At 65.0% G+C, this 17,803-nt stretch carries 18 protein-coding genes; 11 read left to right on the top strand and 7 right to left on the bottom strand.

From position 1 onward, the window contains the following. Positions 1-46: 46 nt before the first annotated feature. The 6 genes from AC56LY_RS20105 to AC56LY_RS20080 form a co-directional block, all read right to left on the bottom strand. A complete protein-coding gene (locus AC56LY_RS20105; RefSeq protein WP_183554756.1) occupies positions 47-502 on the bottom strand; it encodes a hypothetical protein in 456 nt (151 codons plus the stop codon). Positions 503-527: 25 nt separating this feature from the next. After that, positions 528-989, bottom strand: coding sequence for a DUF2721 domain-containing protein (locus AC56LY_RS20100; protein ID WP_183554758.1), 462 nt, complete (start codon positions 987-989; stop codon positions 528-530). Positions 990-1,042: 53 nt separating this feature from the next. Further along, positions 1,043-1,999 carry a prolyl aminopeptidase gene (pip, locus tag AC56LY_RS20095; protein WP_499582567.1) on the bottom strand — a complete coding sequence of 319 codons (957 nt, stop codon included), beginning with the start codon at positions 1,997-1,999 and terminating at the stop codon, positions 1,043-1,045. Positions 2,000-2,074: 75 nt separating this feature from the next. Continuing rightward, complete coding sequence (locus tag AC56LY_RS20090) at positions 2,075-3,025, bottom strand: hypothetical protein (protein WP_499582565.1); 951 nt, start codon at positions 3,023-3,025, stop codon at positions 2,075-2,077. Between the two features lie 58 nt (positions 3,026-3,083). Then, a complete protein-coding gene (gene phbB, locus AC56LY_RS20085; protein WP_343025740.1) occupies positions 3,084-3,824 on the bottom strand; it encodes an acetoacetyl-CoA reductase in 741 nt (246 codons plus the stop codon). Between the two features lie 102 nt (positions 3,825-3,926). Beyond that, the gene (locus AC56LY_RS20080) at positions 3,927-5,105 is read right to left on the bottom strand and encodes an acetyl-CoA C-acetyltransferase (RefSeq protein ID WP_499582563.1); all 1,179 of its coding nucleotides are present in this window, start codon (positions 5,103-5,105) and stop codon (positions 3,927-3,929) included. Positions 5,106-5,469: 364 nt separating this feature from the next. On the opposite strand from AC56LY_RS20080, the gene minC reads away from it, so the two are divergent. From minC to minE, 3 genes are read left to right on the top strand one after another with little or no spacing between them, the layout of a single operon-like run. Then, positions 5,470-6,282, top strand: coding sequence for a septum site-determining protein MinC (gene minC / locus AC56LY_RS20075; protein WP_499582561.1), 813 nt, complete (start codon positions 5,470-5,472; stop codon positions 6,280-6,282). A 36-nt stretch (positions 6,283-6,318) separates the two neighbouring features. After that, entirely contained in the window at positions 6,319-7,134 is an 816-nt protein-coding gene (minD, locus tag AC56LY_RS20070) for a septum site-determining protein MinD (RefSeq protein ID WP_183554767.1), read from the top strand. A 1-nt stretch (position 7,135) separates the two neighbouring features. After that, positions 7,136-7,387, top strand: coding sequence for a cell division topological specificity factor MinE (minE, locus tag AC56LY_RS20065; RefSeq protein ID WP_183554769.1), 252 nt, complete (start codon positions 7,136-7,138; stop codon positions 7,385-7,387). A 78-nt stretch (positions 7,388-7,465) separates the two neighbouring features. Here minE and AC56LY_RS20060 read toward each other — a convergent pair whose 3' ends face one another. Beyond that, entirely contained in the window at positions 7,466-8,050 is a 585-nt protein-coding gene (locus AC56LY_RS20060; protein ID WP_183554771.1) for a hypothetical protein, read from the bottom strand. A 209-nt stretch (positions 8,051-8,259) separates the two neighbouring features. Between AC56LY_RS20060 and AC56LY_RS20055 the strand changes: the two genes are divergently transcribed. The 8 genes from AC56LY_RS20055 to AC56LY_RS20020 all read left to right on the top strand — a co-directional run bounded on the left by AC56LY_RS20055 (position 8,260) and on the right by AC56LY_RS20020 (position 17,783). Beyond that, positions 8,260-8,949, top strand: coding sequence for a response regulator transcription factor (locus tag AC56LY_RS20055; RefSeq protein ID WP_499582558.1), 690 nt, complete (start codon positions 8,260-8,262; stop codon positions 8,947-8,949). A gap of 70 nt (positions 8,950-9,019) precedes the next feature. After that, entirely contained in the window at positions 9,020-10,294 is a 1,275-nt protein-coding gene (hemA, locus tag AC56LY_RS20050) for a glutamyl-tRNA reductase (RefSeq protein ID WP_499582556.1), read from the top strand. A gap of 110 nt (positions 10,295-10,404) precedes the next feature. Beyond that, positions 10,405-11,481, top strand: coding sequence for a peptide chain release factor 1 (prfA, locus tag AC56LY_RS20045; RefSeq protein WP_499582554.1), 1,077 nt, complete (start codon positions 10,405-10,407; stop codon positions 11,479-11,481). 127 nt (positions 11,482-11,608) lie between these two features. Further along, complete coding sequence (locus tag AC56LY_RS20040) at positions 11,609-12,094, top strand: disulfide bond formation protein B (RefSeq protein ID WP_499582552.1); 486 nt, start codon at positions 11,609-11,611, stop codon at positions 12,092-12,094. Beyond that, complete coding sequence (gene prmC / locus AC56LY_RS20035; RefSeq protein WP_499582550.1) at positions 12,091-12,912, top strand: peptide chain release factor N(5)-glutamine methyltransferase; 822 nt, start codon at positions 12,091-12,093, stop codon at positions 12,910-12,912. Before AC56LY_RS20040 ends, prmC begins: the two co-directional genes overlap by 4 nt. A gap of 31 nt (positions 12,913-12,943) precedes the next feature. After that, on the top strand, positions 12,944-15,001 hold the full coding sequence (locus AC56LY_RS20030; RefSeq protein WP_499582548.1) for a DUF885 domain-containing protein: 2,058 nt from the start codon (positions 12,944-12,946) through the stop codon (positions 14,999-15,001). A gap of 78 nt (positions 15,002-15,079) precedes the next feature. Beyond that, the gene (gene gshA, locus AC56LY_RS20025) at positions 15,080-16,675 is read left to right on the top strand and encodes a glutamate--cysteine ligase (RefSeq protein WP_499582546.1); all 1,596 of its coding nucleotides are present in this window, start codon (positions 15,080-15,082) and stop codon (positions 16,673-16,675) included. A 61-nt stretch (positions 16,676-16,736) separates the two neighbouring features. Further along, positions 16,737-17,783 (top strand): histone deacetylase family protein, encoded by a 1,047-nt coding sequence (locus AC56LY_RS20020; protein ID WP_499582544.1) that lies wholly within the window; start codon positions 16,737-16,739, stop codon positions 17,781-17,783. The last annotated feature ends 20 nt before the right edge of the window (positions 17,784-17,803 follow it).

Below are 17,803 nucleotides of genomic sequence, written 5' to 3'. Positions count from 1 at the left end.
CACCGCGATTTTGTCGAGCCGTGCGTCTAAACACGGCTGGCGGGTTTTACGCGAGGTGGCTGTCGCGGTCGCGCAGCTCGGCGAAGCTCTCGATGCTGCCGATCTTGACGACGATCGGGTTCAGGCTCGCGCCCGGCGACATCGAGCGCCATGCAAACTGCCATTCCTTTTCGCGCGCCTGGCCCGCGCTCTTGGTGAATGCGGCGCCCAGCGGCGAACGGCTGCCGTATTCGATGGCGCCATCGATGCCGGCCCAGTTGGGCAGCATGCGCTGCACGGCGCGGTGCAGGCGCTCGCCGAACTCTTCGCTATTGTGGATCACCAGGCACGCGTCGCTCGGCGTGATGATGTCGAACAGGGCCTTGTCCCAGGCGGTGGAAAACGACAGGTTCAGAAAGCCGCCGCTGGGCTCGAGGCGAAACTGGCCAAGGCGCAGCGAATTTTCAAGTTCGGTGCGCAGTGCGTAGCGGTGCAGGGTCGGAGGGCGTTGGTAGTCGTGCATGGGATTCTTTCTGGCCGCACCCGCCTTACGGCAGCGGTGCCGGCGGTTGCTGCATCATGATTTGCTGGTGCTGCATGCGCATGAAACGCGACGAGATGAAAATCTCGCGCAAAAAATACACGAAGCTGCTGATCAGGGCCAGCATCGCCAGCACAAAGCTCGCGGCAATGTACTGGTCGAGCGGGATGCCGGTGGTGTCGCCCGCAAACAGCATCGCGATGACGACGCACACCAGCAGGCCGCAGGCGGTGCTGGAGGCGATCGCGAAGTTGATCAGGTGCGAACGCTGGTACAGCAGTTCGAGCTCGCTCGAAAACTCGGTGTTCGGGCTGACCTTGAGCCGGTCTTCGAGCACGCGCGTGCGGTCGATGATGCGGGCCAGCCGGTTGGTCAGCACGGTCAGTTTGGTGGCCACGCCGGTGAGTAAAAAAACGGGTGCGATGGCCAGCTGGATGACGTGGCCGATGTCGCTGATCTGGATATTCATGAGAACAAGCTGGTCTTGATGTTGTGTGTCTGGCGTAGTTTAACAGCCGCCGCTCATTCGAAGCGCCGGTGGTGCTTGAACTGTTCGGTGGCCGCAACCAGTGCGCGCGCGATGCCGGTTTCGAGCGCGCCGTGGCCGGCGTCGGGAATCATCTGCAAGGTCGAACCCGGCCAGGCGCGGTGCAGGCGCCAGGCCGACAGCGGCGGGCAGATCACGTCGTAGCGGCCCTGCACGATCACGGCCGGCAGATGCGCAATGCGCCCGACGTCGCGCACCAGCTGGTCTTCGTCCAGGAACGCGCCGTTGACCATGTAATGCGCCTCGAGCCGGCCCACGCCCAGGTCGAGCGTATCGCTGGCGGCTTCTTCGGGCTGCGGCAGCAGAAAGACGCGGCGGCCTTCGAAGCGGCTCCAGGCGCGCGCGGCCGGCCAGAACACATCGGGATCGTGGCACAGCAGGCGGCGCGCGTAGGCGCCCAGCAGGTCAGCGCGTTCTGCCAGCGGGATCGGCGCGACGAATTCGTCGTACAGCTCGGGATAGAACCAGCGCATGTCGTTGATGAACCAGTCGACTTCCGCGCGCGTGCACAGGAAGATCCCGCGCAGCACGAAGCCCAGGCAGCGCTCCGGATGCGCCTGGCCATAGGCCAGCGCCAGCGTCGAGCCCCACGAACCGCCGAACACGAGCCACTGCTTGATGCCGAACAGCGCACGCAGGCGTTCGATGTCGTCGATCAGGAGTTGCGTCGTGTTGTTGCACCACTCGCCCAATGGCGTGGATTTGCCGGCGCCGCGCTGGTCGAACAGGATCACGCGGTAGGCCGCGGGATCGAAAAAACGGCGGTGCTGCGGCGACAGCCCGGCGCCCGGGCCGCCGTGCAGGAACAGCACCGGGATGCCATCGGGATTGCCGACTTCTTCCCAGTAGATCGTGTGCAGTTCGTCGACCGCTAGCATGCCGCTACGAAGCGGCTGGAGCGGTGGGAACAGCGACGGCGGCGTGGCTGGCATGGGGGCTTTGACGGTCAGTGAATGGGAAAATCGATTGTAACGTACGGGCATGCGATGTAGAAGGAGACGGCACGGTCACGCCGCCTGGCCCAGCACCCAGCCTTCCCAGCGCCCCACCTGCGCCTCAAGCGGCGGGCCTTCGGCGCGGTGGCCCTCGACCACGTCGAGCATGCCGCACAGACCGACCAGCGCATCGAACTGGTCTTCGCCACTGGCATGGGCACCGAAGCCGTCACGGATCGCGGCCGCGAGACCCGGGGCCTGCGCGTGCTCCCGCTGCGCCAGCCAGTTGAGCAATGGGGGCGCAACGGATGCGCGCCCGGCCTGGCTGCGCTTGCTCCACACAGGCCGGCGACCGATGCCAAGCCGGTGGTAGGTGTCGCCCGGGTAGGTCTCGGCCACGATCGTGCGAGCGCCACCGAGCAGGTCGTGCAGCGGGCCGTCGAACGGCCACAGCGCGATGCGCGAACCCTGCGGTTGCAGCACTTCGCGCCAGCCGGCCAGCGCCGCCTTGCCGACCTGGTTGCCGCCCAGGGTCCAGAACAGGCTGCACGCGGCGGGACGCTGGTCGGTCTTGCGCTCGCAAACGCGCAGCAGGTCGGCGGCATCGGTGTGGCCCAGGCCCGTCAGCAAGTGCTCGCGCCGGCGGCCACCCGGCCGGACCGGATAGAACGGCCGGTGGACGCCGATGTCGCTGCGGTCATCGCAGACCTCGAACCAGCGGTTCCAGGCGCCGCTGCCGACACTGGCCAGCAACTCGGCAAAATTCGCCAGCCCGGTCGCCGCGCCATACGCCGCCGGCACGCCAATCGGAAAATCGACGCCCACCAGCACCGCGCCTGGCGCCGTGGAACGCGCTGCCAGCCGATCGAGGAACGTGGCGGTCACGCTGACCGGCTCGGGCAGGCCGATCTGCCAGCCGGCGCTGTCGGCATCGCGCAGCGCCACCGCCATCCAGCGCTTGCCGGGGTGGATGCTCCAGTCGCAGTGCGCAATCACCCGCGGCGATGACAATGAGTGCGTCACGTAATCCCCAAAAGAAAAAAGCCGTGTCGCCACGGCTTCAGGATGCTATTCAGCGCCATCAAGACATGTGCTGCCCGCCATTGATCGCGATATTCGCGCCCGTGACGAACGCCGCTTCATCCGACGACAGGTACGCAACCAGACCGGCGACTTCTTCGGGCTTACCGAGGCGGCCCATCGGGATTTGCGGGATGATCTTGGTTTCCAGCACTTCGCTCGGGATGTCCATCACCATCTTGGTGCCGATATAGCCTGGTGAAATGGTGTTGACGGTGACGCCCTTGCGCGCGACTTCCAGCGCCAGCGCCTTGGTAAAGCCGTGCATGCCGGCCTTGGCCGCCGAGTAGTTGGTCTGGCCGAACGCGCCCTTCTGGCCGTTGACCGACGAGATATTGATGATCCGGCCCCAGCCCCGTTCGACCATGCCGTCGCAGACCGGCTTGGTCATATTGAAGACGGAGTCGAGGTTGGTCTTGATCACGGCATCCCAGTTGACCTTGTCCATTTTCTTGAACGTCATGTCGCGCGTGATGCCGGCGTTATTGACCAGCACATCGACCGGGCCGACGTCGGCGATCACCTGGCGTACGCATTCCTGGGCCGCATCGTAGTCGGAAACGTCGCAGGCATAGGCCTTGAAATCCAGACCCTGCTCGCGCATGGCACCGAGCCAGCCTTCGACCTTCGTATTACCTGGCGAAAAAGTGGTGACGACCTGGTATCCCAGGGCCGCCAACTTGATGCACACCGCTTCGCCCAGGCCGCCCATGCCGCCGGTTACTAACGCTACTCTAGCCATTGTCTTCTCCAGTTTTATTGTTGGTTACTACGTCGAAACCGGTGACGGCGCCGGCGCCCGTCCTGGCCGCCCCTGCACGTCACCGCGTTGGAAACTGAAGCGTCAGTCGCGCTCGATTGCCAGCGCCACGCCCATGCCGCCGCCAATGCACAGACTGGCGAGACCCTTCTTGGCGTCACGGCGGATCATTTCGTGCAGCAACGTGACCAGCACGCGCGCACCGGAAGCGCCGATCGGGTGGCCCAGCGCAATGGCGCCGCCGTTGACGTTGATCTTGGACGTGTCCCAGCCCATTTCCTTGTTCACGGCAACGGCCTGGGCAGCGAAGGCTTCGTTGATTTCCATGAGGTCGAGGTCTTCGTGGGTCCAGCCGGCTTTTTTCAGGCACAGCTTCGAGGCCGACACCGGGCCCATGCCCATGATCGCCGGGTCCAGCCCGGACGACGAGTAGGCCTTGATGCGCGCCAGCGGGGTCAGGCCCAGCTCACGGGCTTTCGATGCGCTCATCATGATCACGGCGGCGGCGCCGTCGTTCAGGCCCGACGCATTGCCGGCGGTAACGCTACCCTCTTTATTGAAGGCAGGCCGCAGGCTGGCCAGCGCCTCGATCGTGCTGCCCTGTTTTGGATACTCGTCGGTATCGAAGACGGTGGTGCCTTTTTTGGAGACGATCTCGATCGGGATGATTTCGTCCTTGAAGCGCCCTTCTTTCTGGGCTGCCTCGGCCTTGAGCTGCGACTGCAGCGCAAATTCATCCTGCTCGGCGCGCGAAATCTCGTACTTGCGGGCGACGTTTTCCGCCGTCACGCCCATGTGGTAGCCATTGAACGAATCCCACAGACCATCGTTGATCATGGTGTCGACCAGCTTGGCGTCGCCCATGCGGAAGCCGTCGCGCGAACCGGACAGCACGTGCGGCGAGGCGCTCATGTTCTCTTGCCCGCCGGCGATGACGATGTCGGCGTCGCCGCAGCGGATCGCCTGCGTGGCCAGGTGGGTGGCCTTGAGGCCGCTGCCGCAGACCTTGTTGATGGTGTAGCCGGGCACCATTTCTGGCAGGCCGGCCTTGATCAGGGCCTGGCGCGCCGGATTCTGGCCGACGCCGGCGGTGAGCACTTGCCCCATGATGACTTCGCTGACAGCGGCAGGATCGATGCCGGTCTTGTCCAGCAGGTGCTTGATGACTTGTGCGCCGAGTTCGGCGGCGGGGATCTTGGCGAGCGTGCCGCCGAATTTACCAACAGCAGTGCGGCCAGCGGCCACGATGACGACGTCTTCCATTTCATTCTCCGTTCAACCGGCCTGGGGCCGGCATTATTCAGGACTTCCCTGGGACGGGGCACAGCTTTGTTGGATGCGGTGCCCATGCGCATGGGAATGGTGAAGCCCCGACCAACCGGACTGCCAAAAAAACCAGCAGCGGGATCGGGGGTTGAGGAACCCATGCTGATCTTTAAGCACTGGCAATCTTAGCAGTTTATTCATCGAAAACAAGGTCGCAAGCACTGGGGTTTGATGTAGAACAGAACTTTAATTCCCAACACAGTGCACGTTCAATTGCCACTAGGAATGATGCGTGCGCTTCTGTCCTTTTCTACAATTTTCACAGTAGAATGCACAAGCGCAATGCCAACCACTCTGTTTTATGCCCAAGACCACGCTTCCCATCGAGATCAAGATTTCCACGGTCGTCGCCATTTCGACGATCCTGCACTCGGCAGACCTCGAGGCGATCGATTCCGCACTGGCCTCGATGACGGGCGGCGTGTCGGACTTTTTTGAGGACGAGTTTGCGGTGATCGACGTAAGCGCCTTCACCTCGAGCGCCTGGACGATCGACTGGGCCGCCATCGTGGCGCTGCTCAAGAAATATCGCCTCAACGCTGTTGCCGTACGCGGCGCCAGTCCGTTGATGATCGACGCAATCCGGGCCCAGGGCCTGGCGCTGGACGATGGCTCGGGCGGCGTGCACGCCGGCGGCCACGCCACGCCGCCCCCGCTCGTCGTGCATGCGGCAGCCGCGCCTGCGCCGGAACCGGCCCCGGCGCCAGCAGCGCCCGCCCCTGAACCTGCACCGGCCCAGGCCGCCAGCCAGCCGGGCGCGCCCGCCCTGGCGCCGATGGTGATCGACACCCCGGTGCGCGCCGGCCAGCGCATTTATGCGCGCGGCACTGACCTGATCGTGACCGCCGTCGTCAACAATGGCGCCGAACTGATCGCCGACGGCAGCATCCATGTGTATGCGCCGCTCAATGGCCGCGCGCTGGCCGGCGCCTCGGGCAATGCCGACGCGCGGATCTTCGCGCTGTCGATGCAGCCCGAACTGGTCTCGATCGCCGGCGTCTACCGCACGTTCGACGAAGGCTTCCCGACCGACCTGGCGCGTCAGCCGACGCAGATCCGGCTCGTCGGCGACCGGATCGATATCCAGTCGCTCGCGGCGCCATCGCGTGCCTGACATCCGAATTGAACAGATACTGTAAAGGATTTATTTGTGGCACGAATTATTGTTGTGACGTCCGGCAAGGGCGGTGTTGGCAAGACGACCTCGAGCGCCAGCTTCGCTTCCGGGCTGGCCATGCGTGGCCACAAGACCGCTGTCATCGACTTTGACGTCGGCCTGCGCAACCTCGACCTGATCATGGGTTGCGAGCGCCGTGTGGTGTATGACCTGATCAACGTCGTCAACGGCGAAGCGACCCTGAACCAGGCGCTGATCAAGGACAAGCACTGCGACAACCTGTTCATCCTGCCGGCCTCGCAGACACGCGACAAGGACGCCCTGTCCGAAGAAGGCGTCGAGCGCGTGATCAACGACCTCGTCAAAATGGAATTCGAATTCATCATCTGCGATTCGCCGGCCGGCATCGAGCACGGCGCGCTGATGGCACTGACCTTCGCCGACGAAGCCATTGTCGTGACAAACCCCGAAGTCTCGTCGGTGCGCGACTCGGACCGCATCCTGGGCATCCTGCAAGCCAAGTCGCGCCGCGCCCAGAGTGGCTCGGAGCCGGTCAAGGAACACCTCCTGATCACCCGCTATTCGCCAAAGCGCGTCGATGCCGACGAAATGCTGTCGTACCAGGACGTGCAGGAAATCCTGCGCATCCCGCTGATCGGCATCATTCCGGAATCCGAATCGGTGCTGCATGCATCGAACCAGGGCAATCCCGCGATCCACTTCAAGGGAACCGACGTGGCCGAAGCCTATGAAGACGTGGTCGCACGCTTCCTGGGCGAAGAGCGCCCGCTGCGCTTTACCAGCTATGAAAAGCCGGGACTGTTCCAGCGCATCTTCGGAGCCAAGTGAGATGGCACTGCTATCCTTTCTCTTCCCCGAAAAAAAGAAGAGCGCGACAGCTGCCAAGGAACGCCTGCAGATCATCATCGCGCGCGAACGCACCAACCGTGCCGGTCCGGACTTTCTGCCGGCCCTGCACCAGGAGCTGATCGCGGTGATCTCGAAGTACGTCAAGGTCAATCCGGACGACATCAAGGTGTCGCTCGACCGCCAGGGCAACCTGGAAGTGCTGGATGTGAACGTGGTGCTGCCGGATAATTAAACGTGCGCACCCATGACCGACAAAGCCCGCTATGAGCGGGCTTTGTTTTGGGCGGTTGTTGTACCCGCCCGGCCAGCGTTACATCACCAGCAGCGGCGCCTTCGCCGTACCGCTGGTCGCGCCCACGGCATCGTCATCCTCGGCCACATTGTGGTCGATCCCGGCGTTTTCGAGCTCGCGCGCCACGGCCACGCACGCTTCCACGTGCTGCGTGCCCATGCGCTTGAACAGCGTGTAGCCAATCGCGGCCGACGCGATCTGGCCGGCGATCGGCACCATCTTCGCGCTCGACTTGACGGCCATCCGGCCTGCCACGCGCTGGAACAGACGCAGCACCACGCCACGCGTCACCAGTTTGCCGACCAGCATGCCGCCGACCGACGCTGCCGCTTTATAGGCGATGATGCGCAGGCGCGGGTTCAGGCGCTCGATCTGTTTCTGGGTCAGGCCAAATTCGGCGTTGACTTCATCGACCAGGGACGCAAAACCGGTAATGTCGGCCAAAAGATCCAGGCCTGGAATCGGCACGGCTGCCACCGCCGCCGACATGGCGGCGCGTTTCTTGACCAGAGCGAGACAACGCAGGCGCGTGGCCTCGACTTCCGGGCCACTGACGGGCACGCGGTCTTCAGGAACAGTCACATCTTTGCGTCGAAACAACATAGTCGCATCCTTTTCGTTAGTTAAATTTCATCTGAAATCCAGTGTACCCCTCTGACGAACATCGAACCGTGGTCCCTTTAACACAACAGTTGCAACGATAAGCGAAAAAACGATATTTACCTTTAGCACTATTTTGTAAAAGTCTGATATATTCGTTTTTAACTTTGTAGGAGTCTTCCTACAGTGCAAACTCTTACATTCGTCCTATCATGAAGATCGCTGTTCTGGAGCAAGACCGCCCGCAGGCTGACCTGATTTGCCAAGTTCTCAGTGCTTCCGGTCACAACTGTCAATCGTTCGACAGCGCACGCGACCTGCTGGCGCAACTGCGCAAGGACAGCGCCGATATGCTGGTGATGGATTGGAGTGTTCCCGATATGGATGGCGCCGAAGTGCTGCGCCGTGCCAAGGAAAAGCTGGCCTCGCATGCACCGACGATGTTTTTAGTCGGCAATAACGCGGAAGATGACATCATTGCTGGCGTGAATGCCGGCGCCGACGACTATCTGGTCAAGCCACTGCGCCGCGGCGAACTGGTCTCGCGCGTGTCCGCCCTGCTGCGCCGCGCCTACCCGTCGCAAAACAGTGCCGAGCAGCTGCAGTTCGGCCCGTACACCTTCGAAACCCGCCCGGGCCGCCTGCTCAAGGACGGCTCCGTCATCGACGTGACACAGAAGGAATTTTCGCTGGCGCTGCTGTTCTTCCGTAACATCGGTCGGCCGCTGTCGCGCGCTTACATCCACGAGTCGGTCTGGGTCCGCGACAACGACGTGCCGTCGCGCACGATGGACACGCACGTGTCGCGGGTGCGCAATAAACTGCATCTGCGCCCCGAGAATGGCTTCCGGCTGGTGCCCGTTTACAGCTATGGTTACCGCCTGGAAAAACTGGGCGCCTGAGCCGGCTTCTGAAGCCCTTCCGGCATGAGGGTATAATGACCGCAGTCATTCACCCTCTATCCTCCCCAGAATGCAACTCCTCGCCGTTGGCCTGAACCACACGACCGCACCGGTCTCGCTGCGCGAGCAGCTGGCGCTCGCCCCCGATCAGATCGGCACGGCGGTGCAGTCGGCGCGCGGCTGGTTCGCGCGCAATGGTTCTACGGGCAACGAAGAAGCGGCGATCCTGTCGACCTGCAACCGCAGCGAACTGTATGCGGCCACCAGCCTGCCCGACCCGCTTGACGCGTCGGCGCAATTTCTGGCCCATTACCACGCGCTGAACTACGCCGAGCTGCGCCCCCACCTGTACCTGCTGCCGCAGGACGACGCCGTGCGCCACGCGTTTCGCGTCGCCTCGGGACTCGATTCGATGGTGCTGGGCGAGCCGCAGATCCTGGGCCAGATGAAGGACGCCGTGCGCACCGCCGACGAAGCCGGCGGCCTGGGCACCTACCTGCACCAGATGTTCCAGCGCACCTTCGCCGTGGCCAAAGAGGTACGCTCGAGTACCGAGATCGGCGCGCACAGCGTGTCGATGGCCGCCGCCGCCGTGCGCCTGGCGCACCGCATCTTCGACCGCATCGCCGACCAGCATGTGCTGTTCATCGGCGCCGGCGAAATGATCGAACTGTGCGCGGCGCACTTCTCGGCGCAGAACCCGAAATCGGTCACCATCGCCAACCGCAGCATGGAGCGCGGCGCGCTGCTCGCCAGCCGCTACAACGGGCGCGCGGTTGGCCTGGCCGAGCTGCCCGACTGCCTGCACCAGTTCGACATCGTGATCTCGTGCACCGCCTCGACGCTGCCGCTGATCGGCCTAGGCATGGTCGAGCGGGCCGTCAAGACGCGCCGCCATCGCCCGATGTTCATGGTCGACCTGGCCGTGCCGCGCGATATCGAACCCGAAGTCGCGCGCCTGGACGACGTGTTCCTGTACACGGTCGACGACCTGGCCCAGGTGGTACAGACCGGCATGGAAAGCCGCCAGGCCGCCGTGCGCCAGGCCGAAGCCATCATCGAAACGCGCGTCGAATCGTTCATGCACTGGGTGGGCGACCGCGCCGTGGTGCCGGTGATCCGCGACCTGCACGAGTCGAGCGAGGTGCTGCGCCTGGCCGAACTCGAACGTGCGCGGCGCATGCTGGCGCGCGGCGACGATGCCGATGCCGTGCTCGAAGCCCTGTCCCGTGGCCTGACCGCCAAGTTCCTGCATGGCCCGCAACAGGCCCTGCACCATGCCCAGGGCGACGAACGCGCGCGCCTGGCCAGCCTGCTGCCGCAGCTGTTCCGCGGCCGCCGTTAGCGCATCTGTTCTCTGGCGGCCTGCCCGCCCGCGCCGTGCCTGGCGCCTCTCTGCTGCAACCCGGTCGCAATCCGCGGCCTGCCCGATTCCCTACATCCCTGATACCGCCCATGAAACCTTCCATGCTCTCCAAGCTGGACCAGCTTGCCAACCGTCTGGTCGAGCTTGACGAATTGTTGATGACCGAAGGCGTCACCGCCAATATGGACAGCTACCGCAAGATGACACGCGAGCACGCCGAGCTCTCGCCGCTGGTGGCCGTGTACCGCCAGTACGAAAGCGCGCTGGCCAATACCGCCGAAGCGCAGGAACTGCTGCAGGACCCCGAAATGAAGGACTTTGCGCAGGAAGAAATTGAAGCGGCCAAGGTGCGCATGGCGGCGCTGGAGCAGGAACTGCAAAAGATGCTGCTGCCGAAGGACGCCAACGACGAGCGCAATATCTTCCTCGAGATCCGCGCCGGCACGGGTGGTGACGAATCGGCGCTGTTCGCGGGCGACCTGCTGCGCATGTATACGCGCTTTGCCGAACGCAATCGCTGGCAGGTCGAGATGGTGTCCGAGTCGACCTCGGACCTGGGCGGTTACCGCGAGGTGATCGTGCGCATCGTCGGCAACGGCGCCTATTCGAAGCTAAAGTTCGAGTCGGGCGGCCACCGCGTGCAGCGCGTGCCGGCCACCGAGACGCAGGGCCGCATCCACACGTCGGCCTGCACGGTGGCGGTGATGCCCGAGGCCGACGAAGTCGAGGACATCGACATCAACCCGGCCGACCTGCGCATCGACACCTACCGTGCCTCGGGCGCGGGCGGGCAGCACATCAACAAGACCGATTCGGCCGTGCGCATCACCCACCTGCCGACCGGCCTGGTGGTGGAATGCCAGGACGACCGCAGCCAGCACAAGAACAAGGCGCAGGCGATGAAGGTGCTGGCCGCGCGCCTCAAGGACGCCCAGCTGCGCGAGCAGCAATCGAAGGAAGCGGCCACGCGCAAGAGCCTGATCGGTTCGGGTGACCGCAGCGAACGCATTCGCACGTATAACTTCCCGCAGGGCCGGCTGACCGACCACCGCATCAACCTGACGCTGTACAAGCTCGATTTCATCATGGATGGCGACCTGAGCGATCTGACCAATGCGCTGGCGTCGGAGCATCAGGCCGAGCAACTGGCGGCGCTGGGGGACTAAGGCCGCTTTAAGTTGCCAGATTGAAAATAGCGGGAAGCCACCGATAACGTTTGTGCGAAAATGGGCGCTCCCGATTCACGCCGACGATCGCGTTTCTTCCCGCCCCACGCCGAGAAAACCAACCATCATGCAACCTACCAACCGCCAGGCCCTGTTCGTCATCTCCTTCATCAGTTTTGCACTGGTCGGCTTTGCGCTGTATCTGCAGCACAGCCTGGAAATGCGGCCTTGCCCGCTGTGCGTGATCCAGCGGTATTTCTTCCTGGGCATCGGTCTGGCCGCCCTCGTCGGTGCCTTCAGCGGCAAGATCCGCGGTAGCATCATGGTCGCGCTACTGGCTGCCGTCGGTGGCCTGATCACGGTCGGCAAGCACCTGTACGTGATCGCCAACCCCGGTTTCTCGTGCGGCATCGATCCGATGGAAACCATGCTCAACAAGATCCCGACGGCCGAATACCTGCCGTGGCTGTTCCGCGCCGATGGTCTGTGCGAAGGCGCGACCGACAAGGTGCTGGGCCTGGCCATTCCGCAATGGTCGGCCGTCTGGTTCGTGATCCTCACCGTGCTGCTGGGCTGGGTGCTGATGCGCCAGCTGCGCCGCACCAACGCATGATCCAGGCTGGCCTCACCCTGGCCCAGGCGCGTCTGGCACTGCCGCTCGATGCGCTGGAAAACCGCATCCTCCTGTGCCATGCATTGCGCCTGCCGCGCGTGGCGCTGATCACGCAATCCGAACGCGAGCTGACCACTGCCGAAGCCACGCTGCTCAATGGCCTCGTCGACCGCCGCCTGGCTGGCGAACCGATCGCTTACATCGTCGGCGAGCGCGAATTCTTCGGGCTGCCGTTCAAGGTCACGCCGGCCGTGCTGATTCCGCGGCCCGACACCGAACTGCTGGTTGAACTCGCCCTCGAGCGCCTGGCGCCGCAGCAGCGCCTGCTCGACATGGGCACCGGCAGCGGCGCCATTGCGGTCGCCGCCGCCCACACCCGACCCGACCTGGCTGTGACCGCTCTCGACGTCAGCGACGACGCGCTCGCCATTGCGCGCATGAACGCCGCTGCCAACGGTGCGCGCGTGCACTTCGTGCGCAGTGACTGGTTTGCCGGATTGGGCGATGCGCGTTTCGACCTGATCGCCTCGAATCCCCCGTACATCGTGGCCGGCGACGTACACCTGAGCGAAGGCGATCTGCGCTTCGAACCGGTGGATGCACTGACCGACCATGCCGACGGCCTGTCCGACCTGCGCCAGATCGTCGATGGCGCCGGCGCGCACCTGGAGGCCGGTGGCTGGCTGCTGCTCGAGCACGGCTATGACCAGGCCGACGCCGTGCGCGCGCTGCTGACGGCGCGCGGCTACGGCGACGTGCAAAGCTGGCGCGACCTGGCCGGCATCGAACGCGTCAGCGGTGGCCGGCGCGGCGCGTAAGGCGCGCCCGCCCGTAAATGGACTTGTTAAAATGACCAGTCCCGTCAACGGAGAGCGCATGCGCATCCTGTTTGCCTCACTTGCTTTGCTGGTGCCGCCGGTCTGCGCCGCTGCGGTCGCGCCCGCTGTTCCTCCCGTCGCTACTCCCGTCGCTGTTCCCGTCGCCATGCCGCCGGCCAGCGCCACCGGGACGCCGGCAACGCAGGCGGCACAGCTGTTCGAGCGCGACTGGCAGTGGCAACTGCGCCGCGCGCCCGAACACGCCACGGCCCTGGGCGAGCACCGCTACAACGCTTACCTGACCGACACCTCGCTGGCCGCACGCGCACAGGCGATCGAGCACGAACGCGCCATGCTGGCCGCGGCGCGTGCGATCGGACGCAGCGCACTGACGGGCCAGGACGGGCTGTCGCTCGACATGTTCATCGCCGACAAGCAGCGCGTGCTGGCCGGCGCCGCCTTGATGCCGTTCGATCCGCAACCGCTCACCGCCTACGACGGCCTGCACGTGCTACTGCCGCGCCTCGTGGCGCAGATGCCGTTCATGACCGACGCCGACTACCAGACCTATCTGGCGCGCCTGCAGGCGCTGCCGGCCCACGTCGATGGCCTGATCGAGCAGTTGCGCGCCGGTCGCCAGGCCGGCTGGACCACGCCGAAGGCGGCGCTGGCGCCGGTGCCGGACGCCTTGCGCGCGCTGCGCGAAGGCCTGCAGGATGGCCCGCTGGGCGCGCCGTTCAAGCGCATCCCCGCATCCATTGCACCCGAAAGCCGCGATGCATTGCGCGCCGCCGGCGCAGCCGCGCTGGCCAATACCGTCGCGCCCAGCCTGCGCACGCTCGAGACGTTCCTGCGCGACGATTATCTGCCGGGCGCACGCACGACGATCGGCGCGAGCCAGCAAGTGGGCGGCGCCGACTGGTATGCCCAGCTGGTACGCAACAGCACCAGCACGACGCTCACGCCGGCCCAGGTGCATGCGCTGGGTGTGCAGGAAGTCGGGCGCCTGCGCGCCGCGATCGAGGCCGTGATTCCGCGCACCGGTTTTCGCGGCGGTTTTGCGGAATTCATCGTCTTCGCGCGCGGTGACCGGCGCCTGTACTTCACCGACCCGAATGCCCTGCTCGACCGCTACCGCCGCACGCTGTCACTGGCCCAGGCACGCCTTGGCCGCGTGGTCACGAGCGTGCCGGCGGCCGGCATCGTCGTCAAGCCGATGGGCCCAGCCAGCAGCGGCCAGCCGGCCGCCTATTACGAAGCCGGCAGCGCCCAGCGCAGCGCCGCACTGGTGGTGGACAATGTGCGGCTGGACGCGCGGCCGATGTGGCAGGTCGACACGATCGCGCTGCACGAAGCAGTGCCCGGCCACCATCTGCAGGTGGCGCGTGCGCAGGAACTGGCGCTGCCAGCGTTTCGCCGTTACGGCTGGTACGACGCGTTCGGCGAAGGCTGGGCGACTTACGCCGAAGGCCTGGGCCCGGAGCTCGGCTTGTTCAAGGACCCGTTCTCGCTGTTCGGGCACCTGAACGAAGAGATGTTCCGCGCTGCGCGGCTGGTGGTCGATACCGGCATCCACACGCTGGGCTGGTCGCGTCAGCAGGCCATTGATTTTCTGGCCGCGAATACGGCCAATCCGCCGGCGGACAACGAGGCCGAGGTTGACCGCTACATCGCCCGCCCGGGGCAGGCGCTGAGCTACAAGATCGGCCAGTTGCGCATCCTGGCGCTACGCAACAAGGCGCGCGCGGCGCTGGGCGCCAGGTTCGATGCGCGGCGCTTCCATGATGCGGTGCTGGGTAACGGCGCGCTGCCCCTGAGCGAACTGGAACGCCAGATCGACCGCTGGATCGCGGCGCCGGATAGTTCGGTAGCGGCGCCAACGCTGGAAACGGCGCCGGACGACACGTTCAATGCCGAATTCGAATCGGTTGTCCCGGTGCTTGAACCGGTGTTCGAATTCGACTTCACGTTCGATGGCGAAGTCCCGCCCGGGCTCGAACCGGGCCCGGCGCCGGATTTCGTACCGCCCGCCCGACCTGCGCCGCCGCCCGCTGCGCCGTCGTACCGGGCACCGCCCTGGCGCGAATGATGAGCGGCCGAACGTGGAGTTCGATTTTCGGTTAATCTCTGCACCAACCGAAACAGGCAGTATAAGAAAGGAAACACCGTGTCGAACCAATTCAACCGCCGTCTGGCCCTGCTGGGCGACGACGAACACCGCGCCTTGCTGGGCCAGGGCCTGCGCGGCATCGAGCGCGAAACGCTGCGCGTGGATGCCGCCGGCCAGCTCGCGCGCACCCCGCATCCCCCTGCCCTCGGTTCGGCACTGACGCACCCCAGCATCACCACCGACTACGCCGAAGCACTGATGGAATTCATCACCCCGGTCGAGCACGATATCTCGCTGGCGCTGCACCGCCTCGATGCGATCCACCGCCAGGCGTACACCAAGCTGGGCGACGAAATGCTGTGGGGCGTGTCGATGCCGGGCGAATTGCCACCCGAAGAAGACATCGAGATCGCCTACTACGGCACCTCGAATATCGGCCAGCTCAAGCACGTGTACCGGCGCGGCCTGGCCCTGCGCTATGGCAAGGCGATGCAGTGCATCGCCGGCATTCACTACAACTACTCGCTGCCGGAAAAGCTGTGGCAGGTGTTTGCCCAGGACGAAGGCATCGTCGAAGAGCGCCGTCACGCGCTGCGCGATTTCCAGTCCGAGAGCTATATCGCCATGGTGCGCAACTTCCGCCGCTATTCGTGGCTGCTGATGTACCTGTTCGGCGCCACGCCGGCCTTGACCACGAGCTTCCTGCGCGGCCGCCCGCACGCGCTCGAGACGCTGTCCGATGACACGCTGTACCTGCCGTACGCCACCAGCCTGCGCATGAGCGACCTGGGTTACCAGAACGATGCGCAGTCGGGCCTGCGCCCGCACGAGAACAGCCTGGAAAGCTACGTCACCAGCCTGATGGACGCGGTGAATCGCCCGTATCCGCCGTACCAGGAGCTGGGCACCAAGAGAGACGGCGAATGGATCCAGCTGTCGACCAATGTGCTGCAGATCGAGAACGAGTACTACTCGACGATTCGCCCCAAGCGCGTGATCCGCACCGGCGAGCGTCCGGTGCAGGCCCTGTGCAACCGCGGCGTGCAGTACATCGAGGTGCGCTGCATGGACGTCGATCCGTACGAGCCAGTCGGCATCTCGCTCGAGACGGGCCGTTTCCTGGACGCGTTCCTGCTGTTCTGCGCCCTCGAGGAAAGCCCTTTGATCAGCGACCATGACAGCGCCATGCACGCCCGTAATTTCGCGCGCACGGTCAAGGAAGGCCGCCGGCCCGGCCTGACGCTCACGCGCGACGGCCTCGAAGTGCCGCTGGCGACCTGGGCGCTCGAGCTGATCGAGCGCATCCGGCCCGTGGCAGCATTGCTCGACGACGGACACAACGAGGGTGACGTGCACGCTGCCTCGCTGGGGCGCCAGAAAGCCAAGATCGACGATCCGGCGCTGACGCCATCGGCGCGCGTGCTGGACGAAATCCGCGCCCTGGGCTCGGCGGCAGCCTTCGGCCTGCAGCAAAGCACGCTGCATGCGGCGGCGTTCCGCGACAGCCCGCTGATGCCGGCCGAAGAAGCGCTGTTCGATGAGATGGCCGCGGTCTCGATCGCCGACCAGATGATCATCGAGCAAACCGATACCGGCAACTTCGACGCCTTCGTTGCGGCGTACAACAGCAGTACACTGTGCGGCAATAACTGAGGCTGCAGCCCCCGCCTCACCTGCCTCACCTGCCTCACCTGCACCGACGCACGAGGACCACTTGCTCACGTTTTATAACGAACACCATGCCCAGCATGACGGTCGCGCCGCAATCGGGCGCGGCGAGCTGGCGCCGTGTTCAGAAAAACCCGAGCGGGTGGCGCTGGTGCTGGCAGAGTGCGAGCGGCGTGGCCTGGGCGCCATCGTCACGCCGCACGGCGTGCCGTTGATGACGCTCGAGCGCGTGCACAGCCCGCGCTACCTGCACTTCCTGCGTACGGCCTGGAGCGAGTGGCTGGCGCTCGATCCGGCCAACGCCGGCAAGGATGCCTTCCCTGCCGTGTGGCCGGTGCGCACGCTGCGCAGCGATATCGAACCCGAAAATTTCCGCGCTCGCCTGGGCCTGTACTCGATGGATTGCGGCACACCGCTGACCGCCGGCACCTGGATCGCGGCCAAGACGGGCGCCGACTGCGCCGTCAATGCCGCGCACGCATTGCAGCGCGGCGAGCGCGGCACCTTTGCGCTGACGCGCCCGCCCGGCCACCACGCCGGCAGCGATTTCTTCGGCGGTTCGTGCTTTCTGAATAACGCGGCGCTGGCGGCCCAGCACCTGCTGGACGACGGGCGCGACCGCGTCGCCATCCTCGACCTTGATTACCACCACGGCAACGGCACCCAGAGCATCTTCTATGGCCGCAGCGACGTGCTGTTCATCTCGATCCACGCCGACCCGCGCGTCGACTACCCGTTCTACCTGGGCCACGCCGACGAAACCGGCAGCGGCGCAGGGGTCGGCCACACGATGAACCTGCCGCTCGCACCGGGCAGCAGCAGCGCCACCTGGTTTGCGGCGCTGGAAACCGCGTGCCTGAAGATCGCGATGACGCGCCCGCAGGCGCTCGTGGTCTCGCTGGGCGTCGACACCTTCGCCCATGGCAACGACCCGCGCTTCCACCTGCAGGGCGGCGACTTCCTGCGCATCGGCGAGCGCATCGCGCACCTGGGTTTACCGACCGTGTTCATTTTCGAAGGCGGCGCCATCAGCCCGGAGCTGGGCATCCATACCGTCAACGTGCTCGAAGGCTTCGAGACTGCCGCTGAATAGCACCCTCCCGTCCCATTTTT

The organism is Telluria sp. ZT3P25 (assembly GCF_059685895.1).
Note: the sequence above shows the minus strand (reverse complement) of the source record. Positions and strands in the feature narration are given on the sequence as shown.

Coding starts and splice junctions, on each gene's coding strand:
- AC56LY_RS20105 (WP_183554756.1), bottom strand. CDS start 502: ATGCACGACTACCAACGCCCTCCGACCCTGCACCGCTACGCACTGCGC.
- AC56LY_RS20100 (WP_183554758.1), bottom strand. CDS start 989: ATGAATATCCAGATCAGCGACATCGGCCACGTCATCCAGCTGGCCATC.
- pip (WP_499582567.1), bottom strand. CDS start 1,999: ATGCCAGCCACGCCGCCGTCGCTGTTCCCACCGCTCCAGCCGCTTCGT.
- phbB (WP_343025740.1), bottom strand. CDS start 3,824: ATGGCTAGAGTAGCGTTAGTAACCGGCGGCATGGGCGGCCTGGGCGAA.
- AC56LY_RS20080 (WP_499582563.1), bottom strand. CDS start 5,105: ATGGAAGACGTCGTCATCGTGGCCGCTGGCCGCACTGCTGTTGGTAAA.
- minC (WP_499582561.1), top strand. CDS start 5,470: ATGCCCAAGACCACGCTTCCCATCGAGATCAAGATTTCCACGGTCGTC.
- minE (WP_183554769.1), top strand. CDS start 7,136: ATGGCACTGCTATCCTTTCTCTTCCCCGAAAAAAAGAAGAGCGCGACA.
- AC56LY_RS20060 (WP_183554771.1), bottom strand. CDS start 8,050: ATGTTGTTTCGACGCAAAGATGTGACTGTTCCTGAAGACCGCGTGCCC.
- AC56LY_RS20055 (WP_499582558.1), top strand. CDS start 8,260: ATGAAGATCGCTGTTCTGGAGCAAGACCGCCCGCAGGCTGACCTGATT.
- hemA (WP_499582556.1), top strand. CDS start 9,020: ATGCAACTCCTCGCCGTTGGCCTGAACCACACGACCGCACCGGTCTCG.
- prfA (WP_499582554.1), top strand. CDS start 10,405: ATGAAACCTTCCATGCTCTCCAAGCTGGACCAGCTTGCCAACCGTCTG.
- AC56LY_RS20040 (WP_499582552.1), top strand. CDS start 11,609: ATGCAACCTACCAACCGCCAGGCCCTGTTCGTCATCTCCTTCATCAGT.
- prmC (WP_499582550.1), top strand. CDS start 12,091: ATGATCCAGGCTGGCCTCACCCTGGCCCAGGCGCGTCTGGCACTGCCG.
- AC56LY_RS20030 (WP_499582548.1), top strand. CDS start 12,944: ATGACCAGTCCCGTCAACGGAGAGCGCATGCGCATCCTGTTTGCCTCA.